10 protein-coding genes are annotated in these 14,569 nt (G+C 63.6%); 2 read left to right on the forward strand and 8 right to left on the reverse strand.

All coding sequences use genetic code 11. The features are described 5' to 3' along the window. Window positions 1–9 precede the first annotated feature (9 nt). Entirely contained in the window at window positions 10–2,028 is a 2,019-nt protein-coding gene (locus KVG91_RS00070) for a TonB-dependent receptor (protein ID WP_169375504.1), read from the forward strand. A 440-nt stretch (window positions 2,029–2,468) separates the two neighbouring features. Beyond that, complete coding sequence (locus KVG91_RS00075) at window positions 2,469–4,880, forward strand: glucose/quinate/shikimate family membrane-bound PQQ-dependent dehydrogenase (protein ID WP_169375503.1); 2,412 nt, start codon at window positions 2,469–2,471, stop codon at window positions 4,878–4,880. 163 nt (window positions 4,881–5,043) lie between these two features. Here KVG91_RS00075 and KVG91_RS00080 read toward each other — a convergent pair whose 3' ends face one another. The 8 genes from KVG91_RS00080 to KVG91_RS00115 form a co-directional block, all read right to left on the reverse strand. After that, a complete protein-coding gene (locus KVG91_RS00080; RefSeq protein ID WP_169375502.1) occupies window positions 5,044–5,463 on the reverse strand; it encodes a group I truncated hemoglobin in 420 nt (139 codons plus the stop codon). Beyond that, window positions 5,463–6,326, reverse strand: a complete 864-nt coding sequence (locus KVG91_RS00085; protein ID WP_169375501.1) for a DUF3034 family protein — start codon at window positions 6,324–6,326, stop codon at window positions 5,463–5,465. The genes KVG91_RS00080 and KVG91_RS00085 overlap by 1 nt, the downstream gene beginning before the upstream one ends. A gap of 8 nt (window positions 6,327–6,334) precedes the next feature. After that, complete coding sequence (locus tag KVG91_RS00090) at window positions 6,335–8,683, reverse strand: bifunctional diguanylate cyclase/phosphodiesterase (RefSeq protein ID WP_169375500.1); 2,349 nt, start codon at window positions 8,681–8,683, stop codon at window positions 6,335–6,337. After that, a complete protein-coding gene (locus tag KVG91_RS00095) occupies window positions 8,667–9,344 on the reverse strand; it encodes a methylamine utilization protein (protein ID WP_169375499.1) in 678 nt (225 codons plus the stop codon). The genes KVG91_RS00090 and KVG91_RS00095 overlap by 17 nt, the downstream gene beginning before the upstream one ends. Before the next feature lie 208 nt (window positions 9,345–9,552). After that, window positions 9,553–11,889, reverse strand: a complete 2,337-nt coding sequence (locus KVG91_RS00100) for a putative bifunctional diguanylate cyclase/phosphodiesterase (RefSeq protein ID WP_169375498.1) — start codon at window positions 11,887–11,889, stop codon at window positions 9,553–9,555. Window positions 11,890–12,124: 235 nt separating this feature from the next. Further along, the gene (locus KVG91_RS00105; protein WP_169375497.1) at window positions 12,125–13,300 is read right to left on the reverse strand and encodes an ABC transporter substrate-binding protein; all 1,176 of its coding nucleotides are present in this window, start codon (window positions 13,298–13,300) and stop codon (window positions 12,125–12,127) included. Beyond that, window positions 13,297–14,271 (reverse strand): CobW family GTP-binding protein, encoded by a 975-nt coding sequence (locus KVG91_RS00110; RefSeq protein WP_169375496.1) that lies wholly within the window; start codon window positions 14,269–14,271, stop codon window positions 13,297–13,299. The genes KVG91_RS00105 and KVG91_RS00110 overlap by 4 nt, the downstream gene beginning before the upstream one ends. Continuing rightward, window positions 14,268–14,567, reverse strand: a complete 300-nt coding sequence (locus KVG91_RS00115) for a hypothetical protein (RefSeq protein WP_104501808.1) — start codon at window positions 14,565–14,567, stop codon at window positions 14,268–14,270. Before KVG91_RS00115 ends, KVG91_RS00110 begins: the two co-directional genes overlap by 4 nt. Window positions 14,568–14,569: the final 2 nt, after the last annotated feature.

Below are 14,569 nucleotides of genomic sequence, written 5' to 3' on the forward strand. Positions count from 1 at the left end.
GAATGTCTGATGTCCCTCTCTTCTCTGTGGCGCTTGACCCCGCTTGCCGCCGCCCTGCTGATCTGCGCCGAAGCCCACGCCCTTGAGCTGCAGCCCCAAGTCATCACCGGCAACCCGCTGGGCAATGAACAGCTCGCCTCGCCAACCACCGTGCTCGAAGGCGATGACCTGACCCTGCAACAGAAGGGCAGCCTTGGCGAAACCCTGAACAAGCAGCCGGGTGTGTCGTCTTCGTACTTCGGCCCAGGCGCGAGCCGGCCGATCATTCGTGGCCAGGATGGCGACCGCATTCGCATTCTGCGCAACGGCGTGGGCGCGCTGGATGCGTCGTCGCTGTCCTACGACCATGCGGTGCCGCTGGACCCGGTCAATGTCGACCGCATTGAAATCGTGCGTGGCCCGGCGGCCTTGTTGTACGGCGGCAGCGCCATCGGCGGTGTAGTCAACACCTTCGACAACCGCATCCCCACCGAAGCCATCGAAGGCATCCACGGTGCTGGTGAATTGCGCTACGGCGGCGCCGACACCACGCGCAGCAGCGCCGGCAGGCTGGAGGCCGGCAACGGCACCTTTGCCTTGCACCTGGACGCGAATGCGCGGGAATTCAATGACCTGAAAATTCCGGGCCAGGCGCGCAGCCGCCACGCCCCGGCCACCGACGACGCCCCCGGCAAAAACGGCCGCCTGGGCAACAGCGACGGGCGCCAGGACGGCGGTGCGCTGGGCGGTTCCTACACCTGGGATGACGGTTACGCCGGCGTGTCCTACAGCAACTATGATGCGAACTACGGCTCTCCGGCCGAGCAGGATGTACGCATCCGCATGAAACAGGATCACTACGCCTTCGCGTCAGAAATCCGCAACCTGCAAGGCCCGTTTACGTCGGTGAAGATCGACGCTGGCTACACCGATTACGAACACCGCGAAATCGAAGGCGGCGAAACCGGCACGGTGTTCAAGAACAAGGGCTATGAAGCGCGTGTGGAGGCGCGTCACCAGCCGATCGGCCCGCTAGACGGCGTCGTCGGCGCCCAGGTGACCCGTAACGAGTTCTCGGCCCTGGGCGAAGAAGCCTTCGTGCCGCAGACCGACACCAACGCCGGCGCGCTGTTTATCCTCGAACAGATGCAAGCCACCGAGCGCCTGAAACTCAGCCTCGGCGGGCGCCTGGAACACACCAGCGTCGACCCGGACGCCAAGGGCAACGCGCGCTTTGCCGGGGCCGAGAACAGCAATGCGTTCACCGCCGGCAGCCTGTCGTCGGGCGCCGTCTACACGCTCACACCTATCTGGTCCCTGGCTGCGACCCTGGGCTACACCGAACGCGCGCCCACCTTTTATGAGCTGTATGCCAACGGCGCCCACGTCGCCACCGGCACCTATGAACTGGGCGACGCGAATCTGAAGAAAGAAAAAGCCGTGTCCAGCGACCTGGCCCTGCGCTTTGACAATGGCACGCACAAAGGCAGTTTCGGCGTGTTCTACAGCCGCTTCTCCAATTACATCGGCTTGCTGGGCAGCGGTCGTACGCTCAACGATGAAGGCGAGGAAGACGCAGGCGGTATTCCCGAATACAAATACTCTGGCGTGCGTGCACGTTTCGCCGGTTTTGAAGCCCAGGATCACTGGAAACTCGGCGAAAGCGCCTACGGCAAATTTGCACTTGAACTGTCGGGCGACTACACCCGCGCCACCAACCTGGACACCGGCGAAGCCCTGCCGCGGATTGCTCCGCTGCGTTTGAACAGCGGCTTGCTGTGGGAACTGGACCGCTGGCAGGCACGCATCGACGTGGAACACGCCGCCGGCCAGGGCCGCGTACCGGATAACGAGAGCGGCACGGATGGCTACACCACTTTGGGGGCGAGCGCGGGGTATCGCTTCAACATGGGCGGCAGTCAATGGCTGGCGTTCGTCAATGGTGAAAACCTGACCAACCAGACTGTGCGGTACGCCAGCTCGATCCTGCGGGACATCGCGCCGGCGCCAGGCAGAAGCGTGCAGTTTGGCGTGCGCACCACGTTCTAACTGACACCCGCAAATACCCTTTGGGAGCTGGCTTGCCTGCGATTGCATCTCCTCGGTACCACAGAAACACCGAGGCGCCCGCATCGCAGGCAAGCCAGCTCCCACACTTTCGTGCAGCGACGTTCTGTCACTGTTACCAATTCTGAAATGATGCATCTTGCGATTTGCGCTTTCTCTCGACGCCCACTCCCTTTATCCTTGCCCGCAACAAACTGAAACGTTTCACTTCCGCGGTCGACCCCATCTTGCCGAATTTCCCCCTCTCTCAAGACAGCGCTGTCTTTTCCCGACCCGCGCCTGGGGATAAATCGCCCGTCTGTGGATAACCCCGCTTGTCCTCAGAAAACCCGAATTTGCACTGAACCAAGCCCCTGTCGAATCGTCATCTACAGTGAAGAAACACGGGGACACAAATTCCAACGTAACGGAGAAACACAACTATGAGCGCTGACGGTGCTTCGAGCCCAAGCCGCCTGCTGCCCAGGCTGCTAGGTGTCTTGCTGCTGATCATGGGCCTGGCCTTGCTGGCCGGGGGTATCAAGCTGACGATGCTCGGCGGGTCGCTGTATTACCTGCTGGCCGGTATCGGCATCACCTTGACCGGCATTCTGCTGCTGGCCACCCGCCGCGCCGCGCTGGGCCTGTACGCAGTGGTGCTGTTCGCCAGTACCGTGTGGGCTCTGTGGGAAGTGGGCCTGGACTGGTGGCAGTTGGTGCCGCGCCTGGCACTGCTGTTTGCCCTCGGCATCGTCATGCTGCTTCCATGGTTTCGCCGTCCGTTGCTGCGTGGCCAGCCTGCCCCGCTGGGCACTGGCGCGCTGAGCGTGGCCGTGGTGCTGGCGGGTGCCGCTGCCATTGCCAGCCAATTCACCAACCCGGGTGAGATCAAAGGCCAACTGGACCGCGACGCGGTGCCGGGCATGGCCAGCGCCGCCCCGGCACAGGCTGATGGCGACTGGAATTCCTATGGCCGTTCGGCTTACGGCGATCGCTACTCGCCACTGGCGCAGATCACCCCGGAAAACGCGCACAAACTGGTGCCGGCGTGGACCTACCGTACCGGTGACATCCCTGGCCCGAACGATCCGGGCGAGACCACCGCGGAAAACACCCCGTTGAAAGTCAACGGCATGCTCTACGTGTGCACGCCGCACAGCCAGGTGATTGCCCTGGACCCGGACACCGGCAAGGAAATCTGGCGCTTCGATCCGAAGATCAGCAGCCAGGGTGCCGAGAACTTCAAGGGTTGGGCGCACATGACCTGCCGTGGCGTGTCGTATCACGATGACGCCGTCTATGCCTCGTCGCTGAGCCCGACCGGCAGTGCCAGCCCGGCGGCCGCGCCGACGGCCTGCCCGAAACGCATTTTCGTACCGACCGCCGACACCCGTCTGATCGCCCTCAACGCCGACACCGGCAAGATGTGCGAAGACTTCGGTGATAAAGGCCAGGTCGACCTGCGTGCCAATATTGGCAGCTTCGCCCCAGGCGGTTACTACTCCACCTCGCCACCGGCCGTGACCAAGGACCTGGTGGTGATCGGCGGTCACGTGACCGACAACGTTTCCATCGACGAGCCCAGCGGCGTAATCCGCGCGTTCGACGTGCACACCGGTAAGCTGGTGTGGAACTGGGACAGCGGCAACCCGGACGACACCACACCGTTGGCCGAGGGCAAGACCTACACCCGTAACTCGCCGAACATGTGGTCCATGTTCGCCGTGGATGAAAAACTCGGCATGCTCTACCTGCCGATGGGCAACCAGATGCCTGACCAGTACGGCGGCGACCGCACCGACGATTCCGAGAAATACGCCGCCGGCCTGACCGCGCTGGACATCAACAGCGGCCACGTGAAATGGACCTTCCAGTTCACCCACCACGACCTGTGGGACATGGACGTGGGCGGCCAGCCGTCGCTGATCGATATCAAGACGCAAGCCGGCGTGAAGCAAGCCGTCATGGCGTCGACCAAGCAAGGCAGCATCTACGTGCTGGACCGCGCAACCGGCCAGCCGGTGGTGCCGATCCACGAAGTGGCGGTACCGCAGGGCGCAGTGGCGGGCGACCGCACCTCCCCTACCCAGCCCAAGTCGGACCTGAACTTCATGCCGCCACCGCTCAAAGAGCGTGACATGTGGGGCGTGACGCCGTTCGACCAGATGCTGTGCCGTATCGACTTCAAATCCCTGCGCTACGACGGCCCGTTCACCCCGCCATCGCTGCAAGGCTCGATCGTTTATCCCGGTAACTTCGGCGTGTTCGACTGGGGCGGCATCTCCGTAGACCCGGTACGTCAGATTGCCTTTGTGAACCCAAGCTACATGGCGTTCAAGTCCAAGCTCATCCCGGCGGCCGACATCGCCAAGCAAGGCCCGCGCGTCAGCGAAACCGAAGGCGTGCAGCCAAACAAAGGCGCGCCGTATGGCGTGATCCTCGAAGCCATGCTGTCGCCCATGGGCCTGCCGTGCCAGGCACCGGCCTGGGGCTACGTGGCAGCAGTCGACCTGACCACCCACAAGACCATCTGGATGCACAAGAACGGCACCGTGCGCGACAGTTCGCCGGTTCCGATCCCGTTGAGCATGGGCGTGCCTAGCCTGGGCGGCACGTTCACCACGGCCGGTGGCGTGTCCTTCCTCAGCGGCACCCTCGACCAGTACCTGCGTGCCTATGACGTGAAGAACGGCAAGCAACTGTGGGAAGGCCGTCTGCCGGCAGGCGCGCAAACCACACCGATGACCTACACCGGCAAGGACGGCAAGCAATACGTGCTGGTCATGGCGGGCGGTCACGGTTCCCTGGGTACCAAGCAGGGTGACTATGTGATGGCGTTCAAACTGCCGGATTAACTTCATCGGCGGTAAGACAAAGGCGGCTACCCTGCAAAGGTAGCCGCCTTTTTCATGAGCAAGAAAAATCTACCTGTGGGAGCTGGCTTGCCTGCGATAGCGGAGTATCAGCCAAAACAGTATGGCCTGACCCACCGCTATCGCAGGCAAGCCAGCTCCCACATCAGTGTTCGATCACTTCACCGCGCATCGCCGCCAACCGGGCGATCAGGCGGTTCTGCACCGGCACCGCTATGCCCTCGGCATCCATCGCCTTGATCAAGTCTTCCACCAGCGCATTGAAGTCACTGCGGCTCACCTTCTGGCCCTTATGGCTCTCGGCCATGCTGTCGCCGGTGTAAGTGCACGGTCCACCCGCCTCGACACAGAACTGCTCAATCAGCTTGCTGCGCAGGCGCTGGATATCGACGCGCCGGAAGCGTTCGACGATGCGCGCGTCCCGGGCAATGTTGAGCAACATGCCCTCGACGATACGGGTGATCCCCGGCAGGGCGCCGAGGTCGCGATAGAGGCTGTCGTCCTTGGGCGGCTGTTGGGCGCAGGCACTGAGCAACAGCAGCAGGCAAACCGGTAACCAGCGCATCAGAAGCTCCCTTGCACCGACAAATAGGTGCCATTCTGGTGATCCAGCGTGGCGATTTCCCCCAGGCGTGCGTAGGCCAAGACGAACGACACATGCTTGTTGGGGAAATAGCCTACGAACACATCAGCCCAATCACTCTCTCCCGCAAACGACAGGTTGTCGGGTTTCTCGCGGTACTCCACGCCCACCGCCCAACGCGGGTTGAGCAGCAGCGCCAGCGAGCCTTCCTTGAGCAGGCTGCGGCTATCGCGGCGGTCACCGCCAAACCCGAGCAGGCCGGTCTCGTTGGCGCGGCTGTAGCGCAGACTGCCGTTGAGCAGCACGTTGTAGCCGAATGCAGCGCCCATGAACAAACGGCTGGCGGCGAGGTAACCTTCGACGTCGCTGTTACGCTTGGCGCCCACCAGGCGGGGAATCTCGAAGTCAGTCTGATGCTTGTATTCCAGGCCCAGCGAGACCTGGGGCAGCGTGTCGTAGATCACATCTCCGAACAGCCGCACCTTAAGGCCCAGCACGTCCTGCCCAAGGCTGTCTTCGGGCAGGTCGAGCTTATGCACCAGGCTCCCGAGGTCGAAGCGCTGGCGGGCGAAAGACAGTTCGACGCGGTTGTCATAGGCCAATGCCACACCGGCCGCGTCCAGCCGGTAATCCGGCAGGTTGACCGTGGTGGCGAACGCCGTGGCGCCCCACTCATGCTGCTCGCCATAACCGGCCAGCATCGCCCACGGTGTAATCCCGCCCCCCGCCGCGCCTTCGAGACTGCCGGCGCCTCCGGTCGCGATCAGGCGGCCATTCTCGGCCAGCGCCGTTGGCAGGGCCAGTGCGCCGAGGCAACCGATCAGGAACGAAATACGCACTGTCATGCCACTACTCAATGAACCAGGGAAGTTTGCGCGCTGAGGGGCAAGGCCACCCAGGCTTCGAAGGCGTCGGCACTCAACGGTCGGCTGATCAAGTATCCCTGGGCCGTGTCGCACTGCCAACGCTCCAGCAGGCGCAGGCTATGGGCGTATTCAACGCCCTCGGCGACCACTTTGAGGCCCAGGTTATGGCTCATCTCGATGGTGGAACGCACAATCACCGCGTCTTCACTGGTCTCATCGAGGTTGCGCACGAAGGATTGGTCGATCTTCAGCTCTTGCACCGGCAGGCGCTTGAGGTGCGCCAATGACGAGTAACCGGTGCCGAAGTCATCCACCGACAGGCCGATGCCGCAATCACGCAGCAGGTGGAGCACCTTGAGGGCTTTTTCCGGCTCGCGCATCACAGCGCTTTCGGTGATTTCGAACAGCAGTTGCTCCGCCGGCAAGCCATAGCGATGCAGCAAGGCCGACACGCGATGAGCCAGCTCGCCATCGAGCAGGTCGTCCGCCGAAATGTTCAGCGACAGCTGCAAGGCCAGGCCGCGCCGATTCCATTCGCATAGCTGGCGAATGCCCTCTTCGATCACCCATTGGGTCAGCAAGCGGATGCTGCCCGAGCGCTCGGCCAGGGGGATGAATTCCGCCGGCGAGACCAGGCCGAACTGCGGGTGCTGCCAGCGCAACAGGGCTTCGGCCTGACGCACGATGCCCTGGCGAATATCCAGCTTGGGCTGGTAGTGCAGCAGCAATTGGCCATGGCCGGGGGCGTGGCGCAGGTCGCGGATCAAGGTGATCTGGCGGCGGTGCGCGAGGTCGCGGCCGTGCTCGTAGACCTGCAAGCGATCGGGCATTTGCGCCGCGTCCTTCATGGCGATGGCCGCGCGCTCCAGCAGGGTCTGGGGGCTCTCGCCATCCGCCGGGTACGCCACGATGCCCAGGCGGCAGTCCAACGCCAGATCATGACCGTTGATACGTTGGGGGCGCAGTAACAATTGCTGCAGTTTGTCGGCCAGACCCACGGCCTCGTCGCTGCCCGCGCCTTCAAGCAACAGCAGGAATTCATCGGCGATCAGGTGCGCCAGGGTATCGCCGGGGCGCAACGCCGCTTGCAGGCGCTGGCTCACGGTCAAGAGCAGTTGGTCCACCGCTTCGGGCCCGACGGTTTCGCTGGCCGTGCGCAGATTGTCGATGCCCAGGTAGATCAACGCCATTGGCCGTCGCAGGGCAATCGCACTGCCCAGGCGCTCCATCGCCAACGTGCGGTTGGGCAGGCCGGTAAGGCGATCATGCAGGGCGTTGTGCGCCAGCTGTTGCTCGCGCTCGGCAATGCCGCTCTGCATGGCATTGACCGCCAGGGCCAGGCGCCCCAGTTCATCGCTGCGCGTCAGCACGACCGGGGTCTGGTAGTCGCCGCTGCCGATACGTTCGGCCGCCAGCGCCAGCGCCTGCACCGGGCGCGAGACTGTGCGGGCCAGCAGCAAGGCACCGATCAACGACGCGATCAGGGCGACCAGGGCGATACCCAGGATTTTTTCATCCAGCGGCGCAAACGCCTGCATCGCCGCGTCCAGCGGGCTTTGCAGCAGGGCCAGGACTTTGCCGTTTTCATCACTGGCCAACACCAGCGACTGGCTGAGGAAGCGTTGCTCAAGGTGATCGGTGGTGGACACGCCACGGCGCGCCGAGTCGCCTTGCATCAGCGCGCGGATACTGGCGCGTAACACTTGCGGCTGGGTGCTGACCAATTCGCCAGGCAGGTCCTGCTCAATCGCCAGGAACGAGACTTCCAGGTTGCTCAGCGACCGCAATTCATCGGCGAACGCACTGTCCATGCTGAACCCCATCACCACCCGCGCGATCGGCAACGGCGCCAGCACCGAAGCCTCCACCAGCAGGTGCGGCTTGCCCTGCAACGGTACCATCAGCGTCGCCTGGTAATTCTGCCGTGCCTCGCGCAAGGCCAGGTCATAGCGAAAGGTCGAGCCCTCGGCGATGTCCTTGAGGGTGCTGGCCAGGACTTTGCCGTCCATGCCCAGCAGGATCATGTCGCTGGCGTTGATGCGCTTGCCGTGGTTGAGCAGCACCGAGCGCATCGTCGCCGAATCGCCACTGGCCACGGCGTCGCGAAAACCGAAATCGGCGGCCAGCAACTGTACGCCATCGGCCAGGCGCCGACCGCGAACGTCGAGCAAGCGCTCGAACACCCGTGTGCCCACCTCCAACTGGGCCAAGGCCTGGCGGTGTACCGCCGAGCTGGTCGCGGCCTTGACGCTGAAATACAGCGCACCGATCACCACCAGCGAGAGCAGGATCAGCACGCAGGCGACCCGCGCCTGGAAACTACTGCGCAGTTTCACGGGCAGCTCGATGGAAAGCATCGCCAAAGGCGCTGGGTGCTGGTGGTACATCCGCGGGCGCAGGGGCAAGCGTCAACGCCACACGGTGGCTGAGACCGGCAGGCGGGACGTGCACGGTGCCGCCGTCCAACGGCTGCATATCCGCCAGTTGCGGGTGCCACAGCGTAAGGCGGTAGTCACCGGCCGGCAGGTCTGCCAGGCGCACCCGGCCCTGGTCGTCGCTGACGCCGAAACGCGGGTCGTCGGTCACGTAAATGTAACCGAGCATCCAGTCATGGATATTGCAACCCAGCACCACCACCCCTGGCTTGTCGAACAGCAAAGGGGCGGCCGGCGTGCCTTCGTACAGACGCAATTCGAAGCGCTTGGCCGTGGAGAACGAATACACCTGATGACGAATGTTGTCGCTGTTGGGGAAGCGCACCTGCGTACCGGTATGCACCGCCAGCACATGGGGGGCGAAGCGTTGGTCACGCTGGTCCATTTCGGCCTTGAGCGCACCTTGCGGCGCACCGACCGGGCCCTGCAGCGTCACCACGGCATCGGCGACCGGTCGGCCGTCGGCCTGGTAAGCCAACACCTCAAGCGTGGCCGCCGACGCCGAGCCGATAGGGGCCAACAACAGCGCCGCGAGGGATAAAAAGTGGAAAATCCGAGCCATGGTCGATCCGCAGAAAATGGGCTAGAAAGCGGCCAGCCTTGGCACGGAAGCGTAGATCTGCATGCATGATGGCGCAAATAAGGCCAATTGCCACTATCGAGTATGCAGCAACACATGGCCGCCGGTCGGTAAAACCTGCGCAACCCGTCAGTCGTTATAGAAGTTATCGACCCCGCGCAAAAAATCTGTAGTGGCTGCGCAGGCTTTTCTAGATCGGTGCCCGCGCGCGGCGCATCCACATTTCGAAGGCCATCGCATTCAACGGCCGGCTGATCAGGTAGCCCTGGGCGGTGTCGCAGTTCCACTGTTTGAGCAACGTGAGGCTGGGGGCAAACTCGACGCCTTCGGCCACCACCTTGAGCCCCAGGTTATGGCTCATTTCGATGGTGGACCGCACGATCACCCCATCGCCGCTGCTGCTGTTGAGGTTGCGCACGAACGACTGGTCGATCTTCAACTCCTGCACCGGCAGGCGCTGCAACTGCGCCAGCGATGAGTAGCCGGTGCCGAAGTCATCCACCGAGAGGCTGATGCCGCAGCCGCGCAGTTGCTCCAGCACACTGAGGGCCTGTTGCGGGTTATGCATGATCGCGCTTTCGGTGATTTCAAAAATCAGTTGCGCGGCCTCGACCCGGTACTGCGTCAACAACGCGGTGACGCGAATCGCCAGGTCATCATCGGCCAGGTCGTCCACCGAGATATTCACCGACAGCTGGATCAGCATGCCGCGCTGCGCCCACTCGGCGATCTGGCGGATGGCTTCTTCGATCACCCACAGGGTCAGGCTGTTCATGCTGCCGGTGCGTTCGGCCAGGGGAATGAATTCAGCGGGCGACACTTGCCCCAGGGTCGGGTGCTGCCAGCGCAACAGGGCTTCGGCCTGGCCTACATGGCCATGCTTGAGATCGAGTTTGGGCTGGTAGCACAGGAACAATTCGCCTTCGGGGGCAGCACGGCGCAGGTCACGGATCAGGGTGATCTGGCGCTGATGGGCCAGGTCGCGGTCCTGCTGGTAGACCTGCAAATGCCCCGGCAGGCTCGCGGCGTCATGCCGCGCGATGGCGGCGCGGCTGATCAATTCTTCGACCTGCTGGCCGTCGGCGGGGTAAGCGGCGATGCCGATGCTCACTTCGTGGCGCAGTTCATCATTGCCGATGCGCTGAGGTTCGGTGAGCAGCGCGTACAGGCGGTCGGCACGTGCCACGGCGCGGTCGACCTCGGTGTTTTCCAGCAGCAGCAGAAACTCGCTGCCAGCGATGCGTGCCGCCGTGTCACTGGGCAGCAGGCTCATGGACAGGCAGCGGCTGGCCTCGCGCAGCATTTCTTCAACGCCTTCGGGGCCGAACCCTTCGTTGATGACCCGGTAGTTCTCGATCCCCAAGTACAGCAACACCACCGGCCGCCGCGCACTGATCGCACTGCCCAGGCGCTCCATGGCCAGGGCGCGATTGGGCAAGCCGGTCAGCGGGTCGTGCAAGGCGTTATGCGCCAGTTGCCGCTCGCGCACCGCGATGCCGCTTTGCATGGCATTGAAAGCGCGGGCCAACAGGCCGAATTCATCGTGGCTGCGCACCCGCACCGGTGTCTGGTAATGACCGTCACCAATCCGCTGGGCCGCCTGCACCAGGGCATTGAGCGGGCGTGACACACGTCGCGCCAGGAACAACGCACCCGCCAGCGACACCAGCAGCACCGCCAGGGCGATCCCGATGAACTGCCGGTCCAGTGGCGCAAAGGATTCCAGCGCGTGATCCAGCGGGCTTTGCAACAACACCCGCACTTCATCGCCATTACCGGTGTTGGCCAGCGGCAACACCTGGCTCAGCACGCGCTGGCCGTGGAACAGCTGGATCTGCGGCTCGGGGTCGACAGGCCCGTCGCGCAACAGGTCGAGGGCGGCGGCGCGATAAGCCTGCGGCTGGGTGCTGAGCAACGGGCCGGGATTGCCGTTGTGCACGCTGAGGAAGGACACCTCCAGGTTGCTCATGGAGCGCAATTCATTGGCAAACTGTGCGTCCATGGGAAAGCCCATGACAATGTGCGCAATGGGCAGCGGGTCGAGCACTTCATCCTGCACCAGCAAAAAGGGCCGTCCATCCATGGCTACGATCAGCATCTGCAGGCCCGTTCGCCGTGCCTGGCGCAGGACCTCGTCATAGGGGAAAAGCTGGCCACGGATGACCACAGGCAGGGTGCTGACCATGACGTTGCCGGCCAGGTCCAACACGAAGACTTCGCTGGAACGGATACCCGTGCCGTGGCGACGCAGGGCAGCAAGCATCGGCCCGGTCTGGCCGGCAGCCACGGCGTGTTTGAAGGGGAGATCGGCGCTCAGCCAGTCGAGGCCGTATTGCAGGCGATGCCCGCGCAGGTCGAGCAGGCGCTCGAACACCTGCCGGCCGGTTCGCAGTTGGACTTGCGCCTGGTTTTCCACGGCGCGGGTGGTGGCGGTCTTGACGGCGAAGTAGGTGGCGGCGACCACGACCAGCAGCAACAGCGCCAGCACCCCGGCAATGCGGGTCTGGAACGTATGGCGCCACCGCATTGCCGCGCCCCCTGGCCGCCTGCGCCTCTCTGTGCCACTGCGTCCCGGTGTCATGCGCATTCCCTGCAAGGGCTGACCTGGCGTCAAAAATATATCCATTTTCCATGGATATTGGATTTGAAGAGATTAGCCGGGACTTTGAATAAGCGCACCCAATAACTACGGGGATTTTAGTGGCGGTTTATTGGCGATAGAAGGTTGGCGGGAGGGAGCAGTTGGGTTCAAGTGCCATTTATCAAACACACCGGGCCCGCATGAAATCGCCCCAGCGCCGCACCAGGTAGTTGTGTTCATCCATGACCGAGTTCCACACCGCAATGTGCCCCATGCGCTGTTCATAGGAGCCGCCGTCGCGCACTTCGCCGATGTCGATCAATGGCAGGCCATCGCTGCCGAGCAGTTCCTCTCGCGCAGGCTTGCCCGCGTACCAGTAATCCCACTCCGCACCGCTCAAGTGATCGCGACTGCGCGCCGGGTTACCGATGTAATACCCCTGCCGCGCCATCACCGCCCCGGGCCAGCCCGACAGCCACCAATTCAAGTAAGCATAGGCCGCATCCAGCACCGGGCCCTTGGCATGGCGCGACAGTGACAAGCCCCCAAACCAGGCTCGATAGCCTTCACGTGGCACCGCCAGGCGGTATTTCACTCCGGCGCGGTGCAGGCGCATCAAGGTCGGCGACCACAGGCTTTGGATATCAATGCTCGGGCTGAGCATCAATTGCGCGGCTTCTTCGTCATCGGACCAGAACGCCGCAAAATGCCCTTCCTTCTGCTTGCGCACCAGGATGTCGGCCAGCACATCGATCTCTTCGATGCTCATGTTGCCGATGTCCCTGAAGCTGGCCAGCCCCGCCCCCTGCACCGCCAGCGCGGCATCCAGGGCACCGATGGCGGCATCACTTTGCAAGGCCGTGCGCGCACGCCACGCGGGGTCGAGCAGCCAACCCCAGCTTTCATTGCCATGGCAGAAGCCTTCGGGCAAGCGCTCGGGGCGGTAGGCAAAGCTGTCGGCGTTGTGGGTCAGGGGCAACATGCTGATGCGTTCGGTGACGGTACTGCCGAGGCTGCCGTCGTGCTGCACGAACAAGCGCTCGCTGGGCACGCTGCCGCTGCCAAGGCGGTCGTTGGCTGACAAGCGACCGCGCTTGGGCAGGTCGTTGATCTCATGCCACAACGCGATGCGCCGGGTGTCGATGGGTTGGATCGCCCGGGCCGGCCACACGAAGTCGACGTTATGGAACCACTGGTCGTACAGGTCATAGCTGTCGGGCTGCATCACCGCGATGCGCTGGGCCTGTTCGACGTCATGCACCTGGTACACGAGGCGAATGCCCAGTTCCTGCTCGGCCCGCACGCGCAGGCATTCAAGCAAGGTGACCGAAGTGCCGAGGACCCTTAAGGTGATCATGCCGCGAACCGCCGCGAAAACACATCAAAGGAGCGGCGCAACAGCGCAGGGTCCAGGCCGCGCAGGATAAACACCAGCCGCGATTGACGGTCGCTGCCCGGCCACGCAGGCAGATGCACCGGCGCATGCAGGCAGTGCTGCACGCCATGGATGACGATGGGGGCGTTACTGGCGTTCACGTTGAGCAGTCCTTTGACGCGAAGGATTCGTTCGCCGTGGCATCTTAACAGCATCGACAACCACACCCCGAAGCCGACCCAATCCAAAGGCTGGTCGAAGGTCAGGCTGCACACTTGCGCAGCGCCGTGGGTGGCGGTGGTGGTTTGATGCAGCTGCCAGCGACTGACTTCAACGGCGGGTTCAGCGCTGCGCAGACCTTCGCCCAGCAGCAACTGATCGCCGCTGTGAATGGCATGGGTCTCGATAATAGGGGTGCCGGCATTCAGCGCCTGCAAGTGCGCGCGCAGTGCCGCGCAGTCGTCCGCCAGGTCGGTCTTGCTCAACAGCAAACGGTCTGCCGCCGCCACCTGGGCCAGCCATTCCGGGTGCAGGCGCTCCTGCAGGGCAGCGTGGCTGGCGTCCACCAGGGTAATCACCAGGCCGATATGAAAACGCCCGCGCAGTTGCACGTCGTTATTCAGGGTCGCGAGGATCGGCGCCGGGTCGGCCAGGCCGGTGGTTTCCAGGATCACCCGCTTGAATGCCGGAATTTCACCGCGCTCGCGACGTTGCAGCAGGGTCAGCAGCGCCTCCTTCAGTTCGCCACGGATCGAGCAGCACACGCAGCCGCTGGGCAGCAGCACCGTGTCCGGCGCAACCTCTTCCACCAGCAGATGGTCGATGCCGACGTCGCCGAACTCGTTGATCAGCAACGCGGTGTCGCCCAGGCTTTCACCCTGCAGCAGGCGCTTGAGCAAGGTGGTCTTGCCGCTGCCGAGGAAGCCGGTGATGACGTTGAGAGCGATGCTCATGGGGTGGACTCCAAGTGATCCAACAGGCGTGGGTCGAGCGGATCCAACGGACGCCCGAGCATGTCCTGCGCCGCCTGCCACAGTTGATCCAGGCCGCTGGCCAGGGCCTGTTTGCCAGTGGCGCCCAACAACAAATAAGACGCACCCTGGAAGTCTTCGACCTTGAGCCGGAACACCGCCAGCACCTGGTTGATCGCCGCGATCCGGCGCAGGCGTTCACGACGCCTGGGCAGCTCGTCGCCCAGGGGGTCGCTCCAGTGCAGGTCTTCGCCCAGCAATCCGCAGAGTCCGCACATGA

This window comes from Pseudomonas azadiae (assembly GCF_019145355.1).
Taxonomy (GTDB): domain Bacteria; phylum Pseudomonadota; class Gammaproteobacteria; order Pseudomonadales; family Pseudomonadaceae; genus Aquipseudomonas; species Aquipseudomonas azadiae.